This is a genomic window from Lacrimispora sp. YZC11, from assembly GCF_057543815.1.
Genome location: NZ_BAAJYQ010000006.1, coordinates 597,454 through 618,036, shown reverse-complemented (window position 1 = coordinate 618,036; position 20,583 = coordinate 597,454). Strand labels below are relative to the sequence as shown.

Genomic DNA, 20,583 nt, shown 5'->3' with positions numbered 1-20,583 from the left:
GGAACGAAAGAAAATTAAAGAGTTTCTGGACAAAGAAAGCACTGGGATCTTAGCTCAGCTGGGAGAGCATCTGCCTTACAAGCAGAGGGTCACAGGTTCGAGCCCTGTAGGTCCCATTGATAAGCGGACACGCTTATCCATTCAATTAAATATGGCGGAATAGCTCAGTTGGCCAGAGCACACGGTTCATACCCGTGGTGTCGAGAGTTCGAATCTCCCTTCCGCTACTTTTTAAGACATCTGTTATATAACAGATGTCTTTTTTTTGCGCATTCCCGTATAAACCAGAGGCATACCATGGTGTTTAAAAGAAAACTTATGGAACTGATACAATCACAGGATTGTAATGAGGCGTAGCATTGTAAAGTAAAGTGCATCTTCCCGTAGTCAGAAAGCAGTACGCAAAGACAAATTGCACAAAATAAAAAAAATATATCAAGAAAAGTATAAAATATGACCATAGATATATTGACAATTGATAATAACAGTGATAATATCAGTAGTATAAACAGAAGAGCAAAGGAGATATGGTTATGACAAAGAGAGAGCGGGTTTTGGCAGCCATCCAGGGAAGAGAGGTGGATTATGTGCCCACCGGATTTTCATTACACTTTCCGGAAAGCGAGGCAAAAGGAGAGAAGGGAGTGGAGTCCCATCTTGAATTTTTCCGTCAGACAGATACGGATATCATCAAGATCATGAATGAGAACCTGGTTCCTGATGCAGGAGAAATCAGGATTCCTGAGGACTGGAATAAAATACCACGCTATTCCTTAAATGATGCCTTCATGAAAAGCCAGATTGAGATGGTAAAGAGAATCATGGATAAGGCAGATCCTGATGCATTCTCTCTGGGCACGCTTCACGGCATTTGTGCATCCGCCATTCATCCCATTGAAGCGCGTTATGGTTATGAGAGCGTAAGAGAATTGTTCTGTACCCATATCAGGGAGAATAAGCAGCCGGTTCTGGAAGCATTTAAGAGAATAGCAGACGGCATGTGCCAGCTGGCAGTAAAATATAAGGAGCTGGGACTGGATGGAATATATTACGCAGCATTAGGCGGAGAGAAGCATTACTTTACGGATGAAGAATTTTCAGAAATGATGGAGCCTTTTGACAAGGAGATATTAAAGGCTTCCAAAGAAGCAGGAGGTATTAATTTCCTTCATATGTGTAAAAATAATTTAAATATGAAGAGATATGAATCCTACAACGGCTTGGCTGATGTGGTAAACTGGGGTATTTATGAGACAGATTTCAGCCTTGAAGAGGGGAAACGGCTATTCAACGGCATAACCGTCATGGGCGGACTTGCCAACAGAAGCGGAGTCATGGTAGAAGGGACCATAGATGAACTGAAAGCAGAAGCTAAGAAGGTAATTCGTGATTATGGAAAAACATCATTCATCCTTGGCGCTGACTGTACACTTCCTACAGAGATTCCTTATGAGAGGATCCGTGCAATCACAGAAGTGGCAAGAGAGATGTAAGAGGAGGAGAAAAAATGAAAAGAACAGTAGCAAGCTTTTTGGCAGCAGTGATGACGGCAGGCATGATTGCAGGCTGCGGGGGGAACGGCGCCGGTACGGGCAGTACAACGGCATCCGCCGGTGACGGCACCCAGACAGCAGACAAGGAGAAAAGTACGGCAGAGGATAAAACCGTTTATCCGGCAGGTACCATCACCATTTACGGCACAGGCCAGCCCCAGTATCTTCAGGAGTACTATGATGCCTGGCTGGCTGATCACAAAGATATTGCTCCGGACGTAAAGATTGAGATTGTGCAGACAGAGGGACATGCCCAGAGCCGTGAAAAAATCACCATGACTGCATTGGCAGGTGCAGATGACGACCTTCCTGATGCTACATATCTTGACCCGGTGAATATCATGGACCTTTCTCAGGCAGGGATCCTAAAGGATGAGACAGACTTTCTAAAGTCCTACATGGATAAGATGGTGGAGGGCGCCGCCAATGATGCTACATTAAATGGCAAGATTTACGGACTTCCGGAATCTGTACGCCCTAATGTGTTATTCTATAACAAAGACATATTTGAAAAATACGGTGTGGATCCGGCGATGATGGAAACCTTTGACGGTTATGTGGAAGCAGGGCGCCTATTAAAGGAAAAGAGCAATGGTGAGGTATATTTATCCTACATCAGCCCCAGCAGCAAGACCTGGAGGTACTGGGGGAGAAGAGGTCTTATGCCTCAGGCCAATGGGAGAATCTGGGATGATAACGGCAGTATTGTAATAGGAGAGGATGAAGGAACAAAGCTGGCTTTGGGAACTTTGGACACTTTATATTCCGAAGGGCTGCTGTTAAAATCTGAAATCATGGAACCTGCATTATATGATGAAATATATGGGCAGAAAGTGGCCACCTTCTATATCGGTGCCTTCTGGGATGAATTCATGAGAAAGAACTGCCAGTCGACGGCAGGACAGTGGCGGGTCATGTCTTCCCCTGTGTTTGACGGCGTTGGCAAGGCAGGGGCTCCCGTATCATCCTATTTCTGTATCGTAAACAAGGGGGATAATGTATATGCCGGGCTTCTGGAGCAGCTTTGGAAAGATTTTACCTTTGATACCCAGTCCAGGAATACATGGGTAAAATCCATGGAGTCCCAGAATGCTCCATATGCCAACCCTATTTCCTTAGAAATGCTTCAGGATAACTTCTGGAAAGAGCCTTCCAGTTTCTATGGCGGTATGTCCTTCCGGGAGATAGAGGGCAAGTGTCTGGAGAACGGTGCAGCCAATCTGGTTGTCACACCTCAGGATGCAGAGGCAGATGGAATTATCTCGGCAGAGATTGAGAATTACGTGGCAGGCAACCAGACCATGGATCAGGCCATCGCCAATATGGATAAGAACTTAAAGGCTAAAATCGGCCAGGCGGAAATCATCAAGTAGCATAAAACTTTATAAGGGGAAGGAACTGCCTTCCCCTTGTATTTGCGCCAGCCATAAGCCGGAGGAATATGCTAGCACATTCATCAGGCAAGTGCCGCGTTAACGAAGAAAAACTCCCATAGCCCGTTTTTCTTCGTTGTAAAATGTGAGGAGAAATCATATGCTTAAAACATTGAATAAATATAAAACTCCCTATCTGTTCATACTGCCGTTTTTCCTGTTGTTTCTTGTATTCCAGCTGATCCCTGCCATCTGGACCTTTTACATCAGCCTTACCAACTGGAAGGGGATCGGGACGCCGAAGTTTTGCGGAGTTGGCAATTATAAGAAGCTGCTGATTGACAACATGTTCTGGGATGCTCTGGGGAATACCGTAGAATACTGGATTACAGGCCTTCTATTCATACTGGTGCTGTCTGTGCTCATTGCAAGCCTGTTAAATTCCGATCTGCTCAAAGGAAAAGCATTTTTCAGGACAGTTACATTCCTGCCTAATATTTGTGCGGCCATTGCCATGGGATTGATTTTCAGAATGCTCTTTGATGAGAATGTGGGCCTGTTTAATGAACTGCTGGTTTCCCTTGGAGTGGAAAAGGTCCCCTGGCTCACCAGTACTAAGTATTCCAGGATTCCGGTTATTATGCTGAACGTATGGAGAAATACCCCCTGGTTTACCATGATCGTATTTTCCGGCCTGTTAAACATACCCAGGGATTACTATGAAGCAGCCACTGTGGATGGTGCCAATAAGTGGAAACAGTTTTTTTATATTACCCTGCCTTCCCTGAGCAATATTCTGTTTTTCTGTTCCATTACCCTTACTGTGGACAGCTGGAAGATTTTTAATGAATCCTACATTTTGCCTGGGCCGGGTACGTCCAACACATCCTTGTTCCAGTATATGTATGAATCGGGATTTAATATTTTCAATATGGGTTATGCGTCCGCCATCGGCGTAATCCTGATTGTGATACTGGCTGTCCTTTCAATGATACAGATGACAGTGAAGAAAAGACAGGGAGAATTATAGGAGGAAAGATTATGGGATATACGAATAAGAAAAATCTGGCATCCTTTGCAGTTCATGGGGCATTAATCATAATCTCCCTGATCTGCATTCTTCCTATATTATGGATGTGCCTGATTTCCATTAAGCCAACTTCAGAAAGCATCAGCGGATTTCAGTTCATTTGGATTGCAAATCCTACGTTAAGCAACTTTAACAAGTTATTTTCCATGATACCTGTTGCTGCAAACTTTTTTAACAGTGTATTTACCACAGTTATGGGAACGGTGACTTCTCTGTTCTTCTGTTCTCTGGCAGGATTTGCCTTTGCAAAGTACAAGTTTCCGGGAAGAAATTTCCTGTTTTATTTTGTTATTGCAACCATGCTGGTTCCGCCGGAGGTAGGGGCTGTTCCCATGTTTGTCATCATGAAGAAACTGAATCTGATTAACAGCTTATGGTCCCTGGTGATTCCGAGGATTGCTACAGCTGTAGGCATTTTCTATATGCACCAGTATATAAGCGACGTGCCCGATGAACTGATTGAGGCGGCTAAAATAGACGGATGCAGGGATTTTGGGATCTTTCGGCGGATTATCCTGCCGGTTATTAAGCCGGCTCTGGCTTCCTGGGCGTCCGTAACCTTGATTGCCAGATGGAATGACTTCTTCTGGCCTTTGCTCTTCTTAAGAAAACAGGCGAAATATACACTGATGGTCACCATTTCTCTGCTGCCTGTCAGTGAGGGTCTTTCAACGCCCTGGCCTGTAATTCTTTCAGGTACAACACTTGTAATTATTCCGATAATTGTGTTATATTTAATATTACAGACATTTCAGAAAGCTGGAATGATGGCAGGGGCTGTAAAAGGCTAATAACGAAAAGAAAAAGGGGAAACATGATGCAGGGCCAATCTATAAAAAACCAGGTGTATGAGGGCATATTGAAAGATATCCTGGATGGTGTCTACCAGGCAAATGACATTATTAATGAAAGAACAATCATAGAAAAATACGGGGTCAGCAAGACTCCGGTGAGAGAGGCCCTGGTACAGCTGTGCAGTGAAGAGGTGCTTAATAATATTCCAAGATTCGGCTACCAGCTTACTGCGATACTTCCAAGCCAGATAATGGAGATTATAGAATACAGGAAAGTGATTGAATTGGGTGCTCTGGAGTTGTGTTTTTTCCGCCTTACCAAAGAACAGATTGATGAATTAAAGCGTCAAAACGAAGAGGCGGTACGGCTTATCGATACCAGGGACTCAAAGATACACTGGGAAGCCAATAATCTTTTTCACAGGACATTGTGCAGCTACTGTGGGAACGGCTATATACAGAAATCACTGGCAGATGCTATGAATATCTGTACCAGGATATCCAACCAATATTTTACAAAGCTATGGAATGAAAGTAAGGTTTCCGATGGAACCAACCATGTCAATCTGGTAGCGGCCATTGAGTCCGGAGATTTGGAGCTGGCAAAGGCGATTTTGATTAATGATGTGGAATCATTTAAGCATGAGATATTATAAAGAACGGGATTAATACAGGAATGTAAGAAGGGCGCCGCTGTCCGGACTGATTGATCAGCCTGGGCAGAGCCGCTCTTTTCTGTTACGGTATAAGTGCCAATGGGTTTTTCCATAATTTTTATATTCATTTCTCCTGTTTTATGATATACTAACAAATAGCAAAAAGTGGAGGGATTCCATGTACTATTTTATCGTAAACCCGAATTCACGCTGCGGACGGGGAAGAAACGTTTGGAAGAAATTGGAAAGAGTGTTAAAAGCCGGTCATGTGGAATATTCAGCATTTCTTACGGAGAAGCCAGGAGATGCCAGGAGATTTGCCAGAGAACTGACAGAAGGCTGCAGGGAATCAAGCGTTATCATAGGGGTAGGCGGAGACGGAACTGTAAATGAAATCCTGGATGGGCTTTCCTTTTGCGGCTCTGTTACTTTTGGGTATATTCCCGCCGGATCTGGTAATGATCTGGCAAGAAGCTTAAAGCTGCCAAAGAATCCGGTCCGGTGCTTAAAGAAAATACTACATCCAAAATACTATAAGCTCATGGATTACGGTGTTCTATCCTATGGAGATGGAGAGATATCCCACCGCCGCTTTATGGTCAGTGCCGGAATTGGGATGGATGCGGCTGTTTGTCATAACATCCTTAATTCAAAGTCAAAGGGATTGCTCCATAAGCTTTGCATCGGGAAACTTATCTATCTTCTTGTAGGGATCAAGCAGCTGATCCTTGCCAAGCCCTCAAAAGGGTATATTCTTTTAAATGGGGTCCAGAAAGTTGAGTTTAGCCATGCTTATTTTATATCCGTACACATCCACCCTTATGAGGGCGGCGGATTTAAATTTGCACCGGATGCAAATTTTGAAGACGGGCAGTTGTCAGTCTGTGTCATGAATAACCGAAAAAAAAGGAAACTGATCCCTGTGCTGATCCGATCCCTTATGGGAAGAAAGTCCTTACACATGGGCATCAGGTTTTATACCTGTGAGGAAGTTATGATTCATATGGACCGTCCAATGGCAGTCCATGTAGATGGAGAAAGCTGTTTTTGCCAAAACGATGTGCAGCTTCGATGTATTAGCAAAAAGCTGCGTATGATTGTATAGAAATATATATATTATAGAAGAAACACCCTACGGGTATACCATTATGCCCAAAAAACGTGGGCAAGAAAGAGGAAAGGAAGAATTATGAGAATTGGACAGGGATATGATGTGCATAAATTAGCGGAAGGAAGAGATTTGATCCTGGGCGGCGTAAAGATTCCTTATGAAAAGGGACTTATGGGCCATTCTGACGCAGATGTGCTGGTCCATGCAGTTATAGATGCTCTTTTAGGTGCTGCTGCTCTGGGAGATATCGGAGAACATTTCCCGGATACGGATCCAAAGTATAAAGGGGTATCCAGCATTGAACTTTTGAAGCACGTAGGCGGACTTTTGGAGGAGCAGGGATATGTGATCGAGAATATTGATGCCACTGTCATTGCGCAAAAGCCAAAGCTTCTTACCTATCGGCGGTCCATGGTACAAAACATTGGGGATGCCCTGAAGCTTCCCGAAGGAAAGGTCAATGTAAAAGCCACTACAGAAGAAGGTCTTGGCTTTACCGGAAAGGAAGAGGGAATATCTTCACAAGCGATAGTCCTGTTGACATCCATGGGAGACTACTGTTTTGATGACAGGATCATGGCTCCTGATTGTAAAGGCTGCTGCGGAGGCTGCAAGAAATAAAAACAGGTTTGATGGGACACCCTGCGGGTATATCATTTCGCCCGGTAAAGAGGGGCGGGCCCTGCCCAAAAAGCGTGGGCAGTAAAGAGGAAAGGAAGAGACTATGAAAATTTATAATACATTATCCAGGCGGAAAGAAGAGTTCGTTTCCCTGGAGCCTGGAAAGGTCCGCATGTATGTTTGCGGACCAACGGTTTACAATTTCATACACATTGGAAATGCAAGGCCCATTATCATATTTGATACGGTCCGGAGATATTTTGAATATAAAGGCTATGAGGTTAACTTTGTATCAAACTTTACCGATATAGATGATAAGATCATTAAAAAGGCAATTGAAGAGGGCGTGGATGCGGATACCATTTCCAAGCGTTATATTGAGGAATGCAAAAAGGATATGGAAGGGCTGAATGTAAAGCCTGCAACCAGAAGTCCCCTGGCAACAGAAGAAATCTGCGGTATGCTGGATATGATCCAAAATCTTATTGCCTCCGGCCATGCCTATGCGGCGGAAGACGGAACGGTTTATTTCCGCACCAGTTCCTTTGAGGGATATGGAAAGCTGTCCCATAAGAATCTGGAAGATTTACAGTCCGGTTTCCGTGAGATCAAGGTGACCGGTGAAGATGGAAAAGAGGATCCGACTGATTTCGTGCTTTGGAAGCCGAAAAAGGAAGGAGAGCCTTACTGGGAGTCTCCATGGTGCGAAGGGCGGCCTGGCTGGCATATTGAGTGTTCCGTAATGTCCAGGAAATATCTTGGGGAACAGATTGATATTCATGCTGGCGGAGAAGATTTAATCTTCCCTCATCATGAGAATGAGATCGCCCAGAGTGAGGCGGCAAATGGAAAAGAATTCGCAAAATACTGGATGCACAACGGCTTCTTAAATATCGATAATAAGAAGATGTCCAAGTCCCTGGGCAATTTTTTCACTGTCCGGGAAATCAGTGAAAAATATGATTTACAGGTGCTGCGCTTCTTTATGCTGAGTGCCCATTACAGAAGCCCAATCAATTTCAACGCCGATTTGATGGAATCATCAAAGAACGGATTAGATAGAATATTAACCGCAGTTGAAAAATTAAAGGGCTTAGAAGCTTCTGCGAAGACAGATAAACTTCGTGACAATGAGGATAAAAATGCCGCACAGGAGCTGGTTTCCAAATATGAAGCTGCAATGGATGATGACTTCAATACAGCAGATGCTGTTTCCGCCATATTTGAGCTGGTAAAATTAAGTAACTCCACCACAAATGAAGACAGTTCCAGAGAATATGTGACTTATTTAAAAGAAACCATTGAAAAGCTGTGCGATGTTCTTGGAATCATTACGGAAAAGGATGAAGAGATCCTGGATGACGAGATAGAAGCCATGATCGCGGGCAGGCAGCAGGCCAGAAAAGACAAGAATTTTGCTCTTGCCGATGAGATCCGCGGTAAGCTTTTAGAAAAGGGCATTGTTCTGGAGGACACCAGGGAAGGTGTGAAATGGAAGAGAATATAACATCACTTGCAGCGTTTTCAGAATTTTTTAAGGATACATTAAAGCTAAAAGAAGTGGATGTGAAATCCTATTCCCCACTGGCATTAGCGTATATCGGAGATGCGGTTTATGAATTGATCGTTCGGACAAAGGTTATGAACCATGGAAGCACCCAGGTGCATAATATGCATAAGAAGAGTGCTATGCTGGTGAACGCAGGAGCGCAGGCTGGGATCATCCGCCGGCTTCTTGAAGACGAAGACTTAACTCCGGAAGAGGTAGCAGCATACAAGCGGGGACGCAATGCCAAGGCAGTGACAACTGCAAAGCACGCTACCGTTGCTGATTACAGGACTGCAACCGGATTTGAAGCCCTGTGCGGCTATCTGTATTTAAACGGCAATTTTGACCGTCTGATCACTCTGGTAGGCAGAGGACTTGAACGAATAGGAGAACTGGAATGATAGAGGAATTTACCATAGAAGGAAGGAATGCGGTATTGGAGGCATTCCGTTCCGGAAAGACGATTGATAAGCTGTATGTACAAAAGGGAGTCCAGGATGGCCCCATCCAGTCCATTATCAGGGAAGCAAAAAAAAAGGACACCATCATTAATTTTGTGGAAAGAGAGCGCTTGGACCAGATGTCTGAGGAAGGGCACCATCAGGGTGTCATTGCCCATGCTGCGGCCTATGAATACGCAGAGGTGGAAGATCTGTTAAAGGCAGCGGAAGAAAAGGGGGAACCTCCCTTCCTCTTCTTATTAGACGGGATCGAAGACCCTCACAATCTGGGGGCGATCATCCGTACGGCCAATCTGGCTGGGGCCCATGGGGTCATAATTCCCAAGCGCCGGGCCGTGGGACTTACGGCAACGGTTGCAAAGACCTCGGCAGGAGCGCTTAATTATACACCTGTGGCTAAAGTGACCAATCTCACAGCTACCATGGAAGAATTAAAGAAAAAGGGGATGTGGTTTGTCTGCGCCGATATGGCTGGAGAAGTGATGTACCGGCTCGACTTAAAGGGGCCCATCGGCCTTGTGATCGGCAGTGAGGGAAGCGGCGTGGGAAAACTGGTTAAGGAAACCTGTGACATGGTGGCTTCCATACCCATGAAGGGGGATATTGATTCCCTGAATGCTTCTGTGGCAGCAGGAGTGCTGGCTTATGAGGTCGTAAGACAACGTTTGGGATAATAGATGAGGAGTGATGATTATGAAAAAGAATGGTACGGCTATGGCGGCTGCTTGCGCGGTGATACTGTTTTCTTTCAGCGGCTTTGTATCAGGCAGTAATATTGCTGCGGCGGACAGCACAGAGGGAAGCATTGAGTGGAAGACCGTAGTGAGCATTGAAGATGAAGCGGTTCCTCTTTATTCAAAGCCTTCCGGGAGCAATGTGAGAATCCCTCAGGCTCCGGGAACAGTCACATATGGAAACGGTTCTGCGCTGGTAGATGCTTCCAACGCCAGTCATGGTTATGTGATGGTCCAGTATAGTGGAAATTCTTCCAAGATAAAAGTACAGGTAATAAAAAGCGGAGGGGAAACGTATTCCTATGATTTAAATGCCAGATCTGCTTATGAGGTATTTCCTCTTACGGAAGGAAACGGAAAATATACGGTCCGTGTTTTAGAGCAGGTGCAGGGCAACCAGTACGCCATAAAATCCAGCAGTGAAATCAATGTAACACTTGCGGATCAGTTTGATCCATTCCTTTATCCAAATCAGTACGTAAATTTTTCCACAGGCAGTGCGGTGGTGAAAAAGGGGGAGGAGCTTGCGGCTTCTGCGCCTGATTCCATTGGCGTTGTGACCAATGTCTATAATTATGTGGTAAAGAATTTTACCTATGATACGGCACTTGCAAGCTCGGTTCAGTCCGGCTATCTGCCTAATGTAGATCAGGTGCTGTCCCAGAAAAAGGGAATCTGCTTTGATTATGCGGCAGTTATGACTGCCATGCTGCGTTCTCAGAATATCCCTACGAAGCTTGTGGTTGGTTATACAGGCAGCCTTTATCATGCATGGGTCAATGTTTATATTGACGGCCAGGGCTGGGTGGATAATATCATTTATTTTGACGGATACGACTGGAAGCTTATGGACCCGACGTTTGCATCCTCCGGAGGCGCTGACCCAAACATACAGCAATACATCACAAACAGCTCCAACTATAAGGCGAAATATACATACTAAAGAACATCATTATAAAGGAGATACGACAGATGAAAACGAAAGCGAAAATGGGATATTCCGCAAGGGAACTTTCCGCTTTTTGCCTTCAGATATCAATTCTTCTCCACGCTGCAATCCCTCTTGATGAGGGATTGTCTGTTATGGCGGAGGATTCCGTATGGGGGGAAGAGAAACATATTCTTATGCAAATGGCAGAAGAAGCTGAGCTAGGTGTTCCTTTCTCAAAAGTACTTGAAAATACAGTTTTTTTTCCAGCCTATGTGATCCGGATGGCAAAGCTGGGGGAGGAAACAGGAACCCTGGATCAGATCATGGAATCATTAGCCGGATATTATGAAAAAGAGCATATTCTTATGAAAAGTATAAGGAATGCAGTCACTTACCCAATCATCATGATTTTCATGCTTCTGGTGGTTCTTCTGGTCTTATTTACCAGGGTTATGCCCATATTTGAAAATGTATACCAACAGCTGGGGGCAGAGATGTCGCCGGTTTCTCTTGCTGCAACAAAGCTTGGAGGCGTGTTCTGTGCAGTTTCTCTGGTTCTTGGGATCCTTTTGGCTTTTGCGGCTGCCCTGGTGTGGCTTCTTGGCAGAAAGGGGAAAAAGCTCCTGATTGCGGAACGGCTGATCCAGTGGATAAAAAGAAGGAGCCGCATGGCTCTTGCAATTTCCAACCGGCGCTTTACCTCGGTCCTGGCACTGACCCTTCACAGCGGACTTGAGCTGGAAAAGGGCATGGAGCTTGCAGGGCAGCTGGTTGATAATCAGGCTGTGGAAGAAAAGATCAGGCAGTGTGCGAAAGAGCTTGAGGCAGGAACCGACTATTATACCGCCATGAAGAACACCGGGCTGTTTAAGGGCTTTTATGTGCAGATGATAAAGGTAGGCACCAGAAGCGGGCGGCTGGACCGGGTCATGGAGGAAATCTCCAAGAGTTATGAAGATGAAGCGGATACGGTCATGGAACATATGGTCAGCCGGTTTGAACCTACGGTGGTAGCTGTGCTTGCCGTTGCGGTAGGGTTGGTGCTTCTGTCTGTCATGCTTCCTCTTGTCAGTGTCTTGTCGGCGATCGGATAGGGGGCACTTAAATGAAGAAATGGAAACAATCTCCCAGGGAGGACCTGGGCCAGGTGATTTCACTGGTGGGTTTTGTCTGTGCGGTGGTTCTTTTTGTGTCAGGGATCCTCATTTTTTCATGGAAAGCCGATACAAAGGGAGCAGAGACTCTTCGGGATGCCATACGCAGGGCTTCGGTGCAGTGCTATGCCATTGAGGGAAGATATCCGCCAAACGTAGAATATCTGGAAGAAAATTATGGAATACAAATTGACAGAAACCGGTATGACATATTTTACAGCGGCTTTGCTTCCAACTTTATGCCGGATATAACAGTCAATCCCCATGAACGATAACCAGGAGGTGGGCATTTGAGCGGAAAAGAAAACCAAAGAGGCCAGATGGCCAATGCTCTGTTTACCATACTGCTGTTTCTTGTCTTTGTACTCTGCGCTTTATTTTCGGTACTCATTGGAGGTAAAGTCTACGAGAATATCAATGGCAGGGCAGAGGATACCTACCAAAAGGATGTGGCCTTAAGCTACATAGCCAATAAGGTGAGGCAGGGAGATGAAGCCGGCATGGTTTCTCTGACGGAGATGGCTGGAATCCCTGTTCTTAAGCTGGAACAGGAGATACAGGATTCGGTTTATGTGACCCTTATTTATTACCAGGATGGCAGACTATGGGAATTATTTACAGATGAAGAAAGCGGCCTGGGGGTAGGAGATGGAAATGAAATTCTGGAATGCAGCCCCGTTACCCTGGAAATGGATGGCAGGCTTCTACATATAAAAACGGAGGGGGAAGGCGGAGGCAGCCTCTGGCTTTCCCTAAGAAGCGGAGGGATGGACGATGCATAGAAAACACCCCTCAGGCGTATTTATGATGGAGATGATCGCTGTAGTTTTTTTCTTTATCCTTTGTTCAGGCATCTGCATAAAAACATTTGTTACAGCAGATTTCATGAGCCGGGAAGCGGCGGATTTAAACCAGGGTGTGCTGATCGCCCAAAGCGTAGCGGAGGTCTGGAAGGATCATGGCCCGGAGGGACTTGTAAAAAGATTTCAGGCTTATGGACCGGAGGACGGTTCTGAAAGCTATGTTATGGGATTTGACGGGGCCGGTAATCCCTGTGAAAAAGAGAAGACTGTTTTTGGTGTAAAGGCAGAAGTTTCTGAGCCCGGACAGACGGAAGTGACTGTAAGCAGAAACGGAAAACATGTCTATTCCCTTACGGTGTACGGACATGAGACGAAACATTGACGGAGGTGGGACCATGGCAAAACAGGAAAAAGCCTACAAGGCCAATATAGGAAGTCCTTCCTTTATACTTATATTCATTGTTATGTGCCTGATAACCTTTGGGATGCTTTCCCTTAGCACGGCAAAAAGTGAGCGGAATCTGGCGGAGCGCAATGCTTTCGCTGTGACGGAGTACTACCGTGCAGATGGAGAGGGAGAGGCATTTTACCAGATGGTTTTAATAAAGGCGGCAGATGCCCGGGGAAAGAACCTTGGTCCTCAGGAGCGAAAGGAGTTTTTAGTCCGGGAGCTTGGTGATGCCTATGCGCCGGAGGAGGAAACTGTAACCGTAAATATTCCCATGGAACGGTCCCAGGCCCTTTCCATAGAACTGGTTTTGAATCCGGAGGAGAAGGAAGATATCCGGATATCAAAGTGGAAGGTGGTTCAGACAGAGGATTATGAAATTGATAATTCCATGCCGGTGTGGACAGGCGGGGAGACAGAGAATCAGGAGACTGGAAGATGAAGGCAATCGATTTGTTAAGTGCTGCCGTGGCGCAGAATGCATCGGATATTTTTCTGGTGCCAGGCATGCCGTTTTCCTATAAAATAGGAAGCAGAATTATAAATCAGAATGAAGAAAGGCTGTCTCAGGCTCAAATGGAGGAATTGATCACGGAACTATATGAGCTGGCAGGAAACAGGACCATGGAAAAGGTTCGGGAGCATGGGGATGATGATTTTTCCTTTGCCCTTCCCGGAGTTTCCAGATTTCGTTCCAGTGTGTTCCGCCAGAGAGGTTCCCTTGCAGCGGTGATCCGGGTGGTGACCTTTGAACTGCCTGATTACAGGACACTTAATATTCCTGAGACGGTTATGGATATTGCCAGAAAGACAAAGGGATTTATCCTGGTCACAGGACCGGCGGGAAGCGGCAAGACGACTACCCTGGCCTGTATCATTGACAAGATCAATAATACCCGCAACTCCCATGTGATCACCCTTGAAGATCCTCTTGAATACCTTCACCGCCACAAAAAGAGTGTGGTGACCCAGAGAGAGGTTACGACGGACACGGACAGCTATGTGACCGGCCTTCGTGCGGCTTTGCGCCAGGCTCCGGACGTGATCCTTCTAGGAGAGATGAGGGATTATGAGACCATACGAATTGCCATGACGGCTGCGGAAACCGGTCATCTGGTGATATCAACCCTTCATACGGTGGGAGCGGCCAATACCATTGACCGCATCATTGATAATTTTCCGCCAAACCAACAGCAGCAGATCCGGATGCAGCTTTCCATGGTGGTTCAGGCCGTGGTTTCCCAGCAGCTGATCCCTGCCGTGGATGGCAGTGTTTATCCGGCGTTTGAAATTATGTTTTTCAATAATGCCATCCGGAATATGATCCGAGAGGCCAAAACCCATCAGATCGATTCCGTGATCGCCACCGGCCAGGGAGAAGGTATGATTTCCATGGATACCAGCCTTTTGAGTTTATATAAAGAAGGAAAGATCACCAGGGAAAACGCCATCATTTACAGCGGCAACAGCGAATTAATGGCAAAAAAGATCGACCGGGTGCTGTAAGCGCGCATAGTTTGCATTCCAGGCTGATACACTATCCATATCAATGAGAGGAGAGCGGACGGATTATGAGAACAGATAAAAGAAAGGTTGCATTAGTCGGAACTGGCATGGTTGGAATGAGCTATGCCTACTCCCTTTTAAACCAGGGTGTTTGTGATGAACTGGTTTTGATTGACATCAACCGGAAAAGGGCAGAAGGCGAGGCAATGGATTTAAATCATGGACTTGCTTTCTCCACATCCCACATGAAGATTTATGCAGGTGAATACAAAGATTGCTCGGATGCGGACATTGTTGCGATCTGTGCGGGAGTAGCCCAAAAGCCCGGGGAGACAAGGCTTGATCTGCTAAAGCGCAATGCGTCCGTTTTCCAGTCCATCGTGCAGCCGGTAACGGAATCAGGCTTTAATGGAATTTTCCTGGTGGCTACCAATCCGGTGGATATTATGACGAGAATTACCTATTCTTTGTCAGGCTTTAATCCTAAGCGGGTGCTTGGAAGCGGCACTGCTCTGGATACGGCCAGGCTCCGGTATCTGTTAGGGGAATCCTTGCGGGTGGATCCGAGAAATGTCCATGCCTATGTTATGGGAGAGCACGGGGACAGTGAGTTTGTGCCCTGGAGCCAGGCCATGATCGCCACAAAGCCCATCCTGTCCCTTTGCGAAGAGGAGGGGTTGGCGTGCAGGGGAGAACTGGAGCGGATCGAAGACGAAGTCCGCGGAGCGGCTTACCGGATCATTGAGGCCAAGCAGGCCACTTATTATGGGATCGGCATGGCCCTCACCAGAATCACCAGGGCCATACTTGGAGATGAAAACAGCGTTTTTACGGTATCTGCCATGCTGCGGGGAGAATACGGGCAGTCGGAGGTATACGCAGGAGTCCCTTGTATTATCAATAAAAACGGAATTCAGAGAATCATTTCCCTGTCATTGACGGAAGAAGAGATGAAACAGTTTCATCATTCATGTGATACTCTTCGGGAAGGTTTCGAAGGTATTTTATAAAAAAACGATGGAAGAGAACAGAAAACAGAAAGCTGGTTTCCTGTTCTCTTCCGGGTCTATGGACCCTGATATGAGAATGAAATAAGTGGTTAAAATCTGAAGTTTTTGCTATTGTTTGTATATCAGTAAAAAAATCAAAAAAGCGTTGACAAACAGATTTTCCCATGCTATGATATACGAGGTTCAGCGATGAACGAGTAAAGATGCTGATGTGGCACAGGTGGTAGCGCACCTCATTGGTAGTGAGGAGGTCACGGGTCCGAGTCCCGTCATCAGCTCTGAAAACAAACGGGAAGTCTTAATAAAGAGGCTTCCCGTTTTTGTCATATGCTGAGGTTGAAAGAAGGACTTCTTTCGGTCTTGAGCTTGTGAATCAACCGGATATGCAGCATATCCCCTTGATTCAATTGGATACAAAAATGATGAAAAGGAGGTACATTGATATGGGGAAGAAAAAAAAGAAACGCAAAAGTCCCTGGGCCATATTCTTTCGGCCCATTAAAGTCATTCTTTTCGTATTTCTGGGAATTATGGTTTTGGGATGCCTGGCCGGCGGCGTTGTATTCTTAAAATATCAGAATGATATTATGGCCTGCAAAGAAAAGGCAGATGCCATTATGAGCAAAACGGTAAAGACTGATTTTTCCCAGCCCACGGATACGAGAATTTATGATTCTGCCGGAACTTTGATCGGAACTATCAATTCCGGTCACTATGAATACGTCCCGATTTCAGGGATCAGCAAGAACCTTCAAAATGCTTATATTGCCCAGGAGGACAGAAGGTTTTATAAGCATCATGGCATCGACTACAAGGGGTTATTGCGTGCAGGTGTCGTATACTTAAAAAACAAAGGGACAGCCACCCAGGGAGGAAGCACCATCACCCAGCAGGTTATTAAGAATACCTATCTGACCCAGGAAAGAACTATACAGAGAAAGCTGACCGAATTTTTTGCAGCGCCCCGCATGGAGGATAAGTATTCCAAGTCAGACATCCTGGAATTTTACTGCAACACCAATTTCTTTGCGAACCGGTGCTATGGTGTATCTGAGGCCAGCCGCTATTATTTTGATAAGGAAGCAAAGGATTTGACTGTCTGGGAGGCGGCCACCCTGGCGGGCATCAGCAATAATCCGTCAAGGTATGATCCGGTGGCCCATCCGGAAACCTCAAAATGGAAGAGGAACCAGATCATCGACAATATGGCTATCTGTAAGTATATTACGGAAGAGGAAAAGGAGAATGCCAAGGCGCAGCCCTTGACGGTTGCTAAGATCTATGAGCCGGGAACAAAGGAAAATTATCTGACAAGCTATGCCATACACTGCGCTGCCCTGGAATTAATGAAAAATGAGGAGTTTGTTTTTCAGTATGTATTTGGCAACCAGGCCTCTTATGATTCTTATAAGGAACAGTATCAGGAACTTTATCAGGCGAAGAGCGATATGATCCGGAACGGAGGCTTTGAAATACATACAAGCCTGGAATCGTCTATCCAGAACTCCTTGCAGGAGACCATTGACAACCGGCTGAAAGGCTTTAAGGATCTGCAGGAAAATGGAAAATTTGCCTTACAGGGTGCGGCGGTATGCATTGACAACGATACCGGATATGTGGTAGCCATTGTGGGCGGCCGGGGTACGGATGATGAGTACAACCGGGGATTTTTAAGCAAGCGCCAGCCGGGGTCTACCATAAAACCGCTGATCGACTATGCTCCCGCCTTTGAAACCGGATATTATTATCCTTCCAGGCTGGTGAATGACCATCTGTTTGATAAAGGGCCCAAGAACAGCGGCGGAAATTATTATGGCAATGTTTCCGTGAGAGATGCATTGAACCGAAGCCTTAATACGGTGGCCTGGCAGGTTCTGGGAGACATCGGTGTTGACAAAGGCATCGGCTATCTGGGAAAGATGCATTTTGCAGGCATAAGCTATCTGGATAACGGAAACAGCAGTATGAGCATCGGAGGCTTTACCGAAGGTGCCAGAGTAGTAGATATGGCAAAAGGATATTCGGTCCTGGCAAACAAAGGGATGTACAGCAATAAGACCTGTATCGTCAGCATAGAAAGCCAGTATGACGGTGAGGTATATAATGGAAACCAGGCGGATGAGAGAATATTTACGGAAGATACTGCTTACATGATCACCGACGTGTTAAAGGGTACGCTGGATAAGCCTTACGGAACAGGCTATGGCCTGGGACTTGGCATTCCGGCTGCCGGAAAGACAGGAACCACCAACAGCAATAAGGACACCTGGTTCTGCGGGTATACAAAACATTACACCACGGCTGTCTGGGTAGGTTACGACACTCCAAAGGCCATGCCCGGAGTTTATGGAAAAACCTATTCAGGAAAGATCTGGCAGGACTTCATGACCGGGATAAACAACGGACTTCCGGTTCTGGATTGGGATATGCCTGCAACGGTCTCTCTTTGGAATGTAAATTCCACAGGGGAGAAAACCGATGCCGAAACAGGGAGGAAGGATTTGTTTTCCTCTGTAGCAGAGTCAGCGGCAAAAGCTAATGGAAGTAAATGGAAGGCAGAGGAAGAGCGTAAAAAGCTGGAGGCCCAGTCCCAAAGAGATCTAGAGGCTTCCCAGCAAGCCAGGCAGGCGGTGGATCAGACGGTTTCTTCTCTCCAGTCCCTGATCGGGGAAATCTCTGCCCTGGGGCACAGGGACAGCTTCACAGAGGAAAAGATAAGTACCGCTTACAGCCTTTTAGACCAGTTGGCTGGCACCGAATATTATGATGGATTAAAGACGCAGCTGGATGAGGCAGCAAACCGCGCCGCATCCCTGCCCATACAGGAAGATTCTTCGGGAAAACCCCAGGAGATCGGTCCGGGAGTCACAAAGCCAAAAGAGACGGTTCCGCCTGTTTTCCCGGGAGATATAGATTCGGATGAGGAAAATGGTCATATCTTTAGTCCGGCAGGCCCTGATTCTGGAGTGGAAGCGGTAGGGCCAGGTATGGATTAATAGAGAAAAAAGGGTTAGGGGTTGCATTTTATGATGGCAGCTGTTATCCTTAATTGAGAAAATCATTTAGGAAAGGAAGTGAATCAGAGTGGAAGGTCGAAGTCAGAAGATGGAAGCAGACAGTGATCATAGGCGTATGGCAGTGAGGGCAGAATCCTGTACTTCGGGTCTGCTCTGGTCTCGCTGCCGTTAACAGAGTACGGTTCTCTGCGTTTATGATAGCCATGAATTACAGGCTGGTTCTGTAATTGTGGCTATTTTGCGTTGTAGGAAACTGCCTGCAATGCAGAATTTGTTTTGCTTCCATATAGCCGCGACGGAAAAACAAGTTCATGTGGAGGAAGAGTGAAATGCAGGAGAGTTACAATATGGAAGAGCTGATGGGTCTAGCAGACAGCCGTCAGTTCCGAAAGCTTAAGGATATGCTGATGGAATTCAATGAAGTGGATATTGCAGCGTTCATTGAAGCTTTGGATTCAGAAAAAACAGTGGTGGTGTTCCGGATGCTTCCTAAGGAGATGGCCAGTGATGTGTTCGCATGTCTGGAGGTGGACAAGCAGGAACACATTATAAACAGCATGACTGATCACGAACTGGGAACAATAGTAGAAGATTTATTTGTGGATGATGCGGTGGACATGCTGGAGGAGCTGCCTGCCAGCGTGGTAAAAAGGGTTCTGCGGAATGCGACCACTGACACCAGAAAGCTGATCAACCAGTTTTTAAACTATCCGGAAAACAGCGCCGGAAGCATCATGACGGCTGAGTATGTGGGGCTTAAGAAGACCATGACTGTGGCCCAGGCCTTTGACTATATCAGGAAGCATGGAGTGGATAAGGAAACCATTTACACCTGCTATGTGATGGATGCAACAAGAAGGCTGGAGGGAGTGGTCACGGTCAAGGATTTATTAATGAATCCCTACGAGGTAGCCATCGGCGACATCATGGATGCCCATGTGATAAAGGCGGTCACAACGGAGGATCAGGAAGCCGTGGCGGACAGCTTTCGGAAATACGGTCTTTTAAGCCTTCCGGTGGTGGATCACGAAGACCGCCTGGTAGGCATCGTTACCGTTGATGACGTAGTGGAGGTTATGGAACAGGAGGCCACAGAGGATTTTGAGAAAATGGCAGCCATGATCCCAAGTGAAAAACCCTATTTAAAAACCAGCGTGTTTCAGCTGGCGAAAAACAGGATTATGTGGCTTCTGGTACTGATGATCAGCAGTATGGTGACCGGCGGGATCCTGGCCAGATATGAATCGGCCTTTGCGTTGATTCCTTTGCTCGTGACCTTTATCCCCATGCTTACGGATACAGGCGGCAACGCAGGTAGCCAGAGCAGCACCATGATCATCAGAGGGATGGCTGTGGGAGAGATTGGAACAAAAGATGTTTTCCGTGTGTTATTTAAAGAATTAAAGGTAGCCATCCTTGTAGGACTGATTCTGGGGCTTGTGAATTATGTCCGTCTGATCATCCTTTATCCCGGGCAGGAGATGCTTTGCCTGACGGTGATGCTCAGCCTTTTGATCACAGTTATCGTGGCAAAGACCATTGGAGGAATTCTTCCCATTGCTGCCAAGGTGTTCCACATGGACCCGGCAATCATGGCGGCCCCTCTCATTACCACAATCGTGGATGCGGTCAGCCTGATCATATATTTTAAGCTGGCCTGCAGGCTCCTGGGATTATAATTGCTTTGGAAATTTCCGCTAAATCATTGTTTTTTCCAATGGTTCGTTATATAATGAACTACGTGGCTTTGGCGTGACTTCCATTAACCGGCC

Annotated in this window: 20 protein-coding genes and 3 tRNA genes; all 23 read left to right on the top strand. The window is 46.2% G+C overall.

Going from position 1 to position 20,583, the window contains the following annotated elements:
• Positions 1–43: 43 nt before the first annotated feature.
• The 23 genes from AC27IJ_RS09140 (at position 44) to mgtE (ending at position 20,490) form a co-directional block, all read left to right on the top strand.
• Positions 44–116, top strand: a tRNA-Val gene (locus AC27IJ_RS09140).
• Positions 117–153: 37 nt separating this feature from the next.
• Positions 154–227 (top strand) — tRNA-Met (locus AC27IJ_RS09135).
• A 306-nt stretch (positions 228–533) separates the two neighbouring features.
• Positions 534–1,493: a uroporphyrinogen decarboxylase family protein gene (locus AC27IJ_RS09130; protein ID WP_487148483.1), complete on the top strand. Its 960-nt coding sequence runs from the start codon at positions 534–536 to the stop codon at positions 1,491–1,493.
• A 14-nt stretch (positions 1,494–1,507) separates the two neighbouring features.
• Positions 1,508–2,926: an ABC transporter substrate-binding protein gene (locus tag AC27IJ_RS09125; RefSeq protein ID WP_487148481.1), complete on the top strand. Its 1,419-nt coding sequence runs from the start codon at positions 1,508–1,510 to the stop codon at positions 2,924–2,926.
• A gap of 160 nt (positions 2,927–3,086) precedes the next feature.
• Positions 3,087–3,956, top strand: coding sequence for a carbohydrate ABC transporter permease (locus AC27IJ_RS09120; protein WP_312500992.1), 870 nt, complete (start codon positions 3,087–3,089; stop codon positions 3,954–3,956).
• A gap of 11 nt (positions 3,957–3,967) precedes the next feature.
• Entirely contained in the window at positions 3,968–4,807 is an 840-nt protein-coding gene (locus tag AC27IJ_RS09115) for a carbohydrate ABC transporter permease (protein WP_487148478.1), read from the top strand.
• A 23-nt stretch (positions 4,808–4,830) separates the two neighbouring features.
• Positions 4,831–5,466, top strand: coding sequence for a GntR family transcriptional regulator (locus tag AC27IJ_RS09110; protein WP_312442210.1), 636 nt, complete (start codon positions 4,831–4,833; stop codon positions 5,464–5,466).
• Between the two features lie 178 nt (positions 5,467–5,644).
• Positions 5,645–6,571, top strand: a complete 927-nt coding sequence (locus AC27IJ_RS09105) for a diacylglycerol/lipid kinase family protein (protein ID WP_312442211.1) — start codon at positions 5,645–5,647, stop codon at positions 6,569–6,571.
• 84 nt (positions 6,572–6,655) lie between these two features.
• A complete protein-coding gene (gene ispF / locus AC27IJ_RS09100; protein ID WP_312500993.1) occupies positions 6,656–7,198 on the top strand; it encodes a 2-C-methyl-D-erythritol 2,4-cyclodiphosphate synthase in 543 nt (180 codons plus the stop codon).
• A 103-nt stretch (positions 7,199–7,301) separates the two neighbouring features.
• The gene (gene cysS / locus AC27IJ_RS09095; RefSeq protein WP_312442213.1) at positions 7,302–8,705 is read left to right on the top strand and encodes a cysteine--tRNA ligase; all 1,404 of its coding nucleotides are present in this window, start codon (positions 7,302–7,304) and stop codon (positions 8,703–8,705) included.
• Positions 8,690–9,148 carry a Mini-ribonuclease 3 gene (locus tag AC27IJ_RS09090; RefSeq protein ID WP_312442214.1) on the top strand — a complete coding sequence of 153 codons (459 nt, stop codon included), beginning with the start codon at positions 8,690–8,692 and terminating at the stop codon, positions 9,146–9,148. The genes cysS and AC27IJ_RS09090 overlap by 16 nt, the downstream gene beginning before the upstream one ends.
• Complete coding sequence (rlmB, locus tag AC27IJ_RS09085; protein ID WP_312442216.1) at positions 9,145–9,882, top strand: 23S rRNA (guanosine(2251)-2'-O)-methyltransferase RlmB; 738 nt, start codon at positions 9,145–9,147, stop codon at positions 9,880–9,882. The genes AC27IJ_RS09090 and rlmB overlap by 4 nt, the downstream gene beginning before the upstream one ends.
• Positions 9,883–9,901: 19 nt before the next feature.
• Entirely contained in the window at positions 9,902–10,885 is a 984-nt protein-coding gene (locus AC27IJ_RS09080) for a transglutaminase-like domain-containing protein (protein ID WP_312442217.1), read from the top strand.
• Positions 10,886–10,914: 29 nt separating this feature from the next.
• Positions 10,915–11,967, top strand: coding sequence for a type II secretion system F family protein (locus AC27IJ_RS09075; RefSeq protein WP_313257502.1), 1,053 nt, complete (start codon positions 10,915–10,917; stop codon positions 11,965–11,967).
• Between the two features lie 11 nt (positions 11,968–11,978).
• A complete protein-coding gene (locus AC27IJ_RS09070; protein ID WP_312442219.1) occupies positions 11,979–12,302 on the top strand; it encodes an FXYD domain-containing ion transport regulator in 324 nt (107 codons plus the stop codon).
• Positions 12,303–12,317: 15 nt separating this feature from the next.
• Positions 12,318–12,809 (top strand): DUF4860 domain-containing protein, encoded by a 492-nt coding sequence (locus AC27IJ_RS09065; protein ID WP_312500994.1) that lies wholly within the window; start codon positions 12,318–12,320, stop codon positions 12,807–12,809.
• On the top strand, positions 12,802–13,212 hold the full coding sequence (locus AC27IJ_RS09060; RefSeq protein ID WP_312442222.1) for a hypothetical protein: 411 nt from the start codon (positions 12,802–12,804) through the stop codon (positions 13,210–13,212). Before AC27IJ_RS09065 ends, AC27IJ_RS09060 begins: the two co-directional genes overlap by 8 nt.
• 13 nt (positions 13,213–13,225) lie before the next feature.
• Positions 13,226–13,720, top strand: coding sequence for a short-chain dehydrogenase (locus AC27IJ_RS09055; protein WP_312442223.1), 495 nt, complete (start codon positions 13,226–13,228; stop codon positions 13,718–13,720).
• Positions 13,717–14,784, top strand: a complete 1,068-nt coding sequence (locus AC27IJ_RS09050) for a type IV pilus twitching motility protein PilT (protein WP_487148472.1) — start codon at positions 13,717–13,719, stop codon at positions 14,782–14,784. Before AC27IJ_RS09055 ends, AC27IJ_RS09050 begins: the two co-directional genes overlap by 4 nt.
• 65 nt (positions 14,785–14,849) lie before the next feature.
• On the top strand, positions 14,850–15,794 hold the full coding sequence (locus tag AC27IJ_RS09045) for an L-lactate dehydrogenase (protein WP_313257501.1): 945 nt from the start codon (positions 14,850–14,852) through the stop codon (positions 15,792–15,794).
• A 205-nt stretch (positions 15,795–15,999) separates the two neighbouring features.
• A tRNA-Thr gene (locus AC27IJ_RS09040) sits at positions 16,000–16,072 on the top strand.
• 165 nt (positions 16,073–16,237) lie between these two features.
• Positions 16,238–18,790, top strand: coding sequence for a transglycosylase domain-containing protein (locus AC27IJ_RS09035; RefSeq protein ID WP_312442226.1), 2,553 nt, complete (start codon positions 16,238–16,240; stop codon positions 18,788–18,790).
• 350 nt (positions 18,791–19,140) lie between these two features.
• Complete coding sequence (gene mgtE / locus AC27IJ_RS09030; protein WP_312442227.1) at positions 19,141–20,490, top strand: magnesium transporter; 1,350 nt, start codon at positions 19,141–19,143, stop codon at positions 20,488–20,490.
• Positions 20,491–20,583 lie beyond the last annotated feature (93 nt).

What these genes read in the sequence shown, in the direction of transcription:
- AC27IJ_RS09130 (WP_487148483.1), top strand. Translation starts at nt 534, where the DNA reads ATGACAAAGAGAGAGCGGGTTTTGGCAGCCATCCAGGGAAGAGAGGTG.
- AC27IJ_RS09125 (WP_487148481.1), top strand. Translation starts at nt 1,508, where the DNA reads ATGAAAAGAACAGTAGCAAGCTTTTTGGCAGCAGTGATGACGGCAGGC.
- AC27IJ_RS09120 (WP_312500992.1), top strand. Translation starts at nt 3,087, where the DNA reads ATGCTTAAAACATTGAATAAATATAAAACTCCCTATCTGTTCATACTG.
- AC27IJ_RS09115 (WP_487148478.1), top strand. Translation starts at nt 3,968, where the DNA reads ATGGGATATACGAATAAGAAAAATCTGGCATCCTTTGCAGTTCATGGG.
- AC27IJ_RS09110 (WP_312442210.1), top strand. Translation starts at nt 4,831, where the DNA reads ATGATGCAGGGCCAATCTATAAAAAACCAGGTGTATGAGGGCATATTG.
- AC27IJ_RS09105 (WP_312442211.1), top strand. Translation starts at nt 5,645, where the DNA reads ATGTACTATTTTATCGTAAACCCGAATTCACGCTGCGGACGGGGAAGA.
- ispF (WP_312500993.1), top strand. Translation starts at nt 6,656, where the DNA reads ATGAGAATTGGACAGGGATATGATGTGCATAAATTAGCGGAAGGAAGA.
- cysS (WP_312442213.1), top strand. Translation starts at nt 7,302, where the DNA reads ATGAAAATTTATAATACATTATCCAGGCGGAAAGAAGAGTTCGTTTCC.
- AC27IJ_RS09090 (WP_312442214.1), top strand. Translation starts at nt 8,690, where the DNA reads ATGGAAGAGAATATAACATCACTTGCAGCGTTTTCAGAATTTTTTAAG.
- rlmB (WP_312442216.1), top strand. Translation starts at nt 9,145, where the DNA reads ATGATAGAGGAATTTACCATAGAAGGAAGGAATGCGGTATTGGAGGCA.
- AC27IJ_RS09080 (WP_312442217.1), top strand. Translation starts at nt 9,902, where the DNA reads ATGAAAAAGAATGGTACGGCTATGGCGGCTGCTTGCGCGGTGATACTG.
- AC27IJ_RS09075 (WP_313257502.1), top strand. Translation starts at nt 10,915, where the DNA reads ATGAAAACGAAAGCGAAAATGGGATATTCCGCAAGGGAACTTTCCGCT.
- AC27IJ_RS09070 (WP_312442219.1), top strand. Translation starts at nt 11,979, where the DNA reads ATGAAGAAATGGAAACAATCTCCCAGGGAGGACCTGGGCCAGGTGATT.
- AC27IJ_RS09060 (WP_312442222.1), top strand. Translation starts at nt 12,802, where the DNA reads ATGCATAGAAAACACCCCTCAGGCGTATTTATGATGGAGATGATCGCT.
- AC27IJ_RS09055 (WP_312442223.1), top strand. Translation starts at nt 13,226, where the DNA reads ATGGCAAAACAGGAAAAAGCCTACAAGGCCAATATAGGAAGTCCTTCC.
- AC27IJ_RS09050 (WP_487148472.1), top strand. Translation starts at nt 13,717, where the DNA reads ATGAAGGCAATCGATTTGTTAAGTGCTGCCGTGGCGCAGAATGCATCG.
- AC27IJ_RS09045 (WP_313257501.1), top strand. Translation starts at nt 14,850, where the DNA reads ATGAGAACAGATAAAAGAAAGGTTGCATTAGTCGGAACTGGCATGGTT.
- AC27IJ_RS09035 (WP_312442226.1), top strand. Translation starts at nt 16,238, where the DNA reads ATGGGGAAGAAAAAAAAGAAACGCAAAAGTCCCTGGGCCATATTCTTT.
- mgtE (WP_312442227.1), top strand. Translation starts at nt 19,141, where the DNA reads ATGCAGGAGAGTTACAATATGGAAGAGCTGATGGGTCTAGCAGACAGC.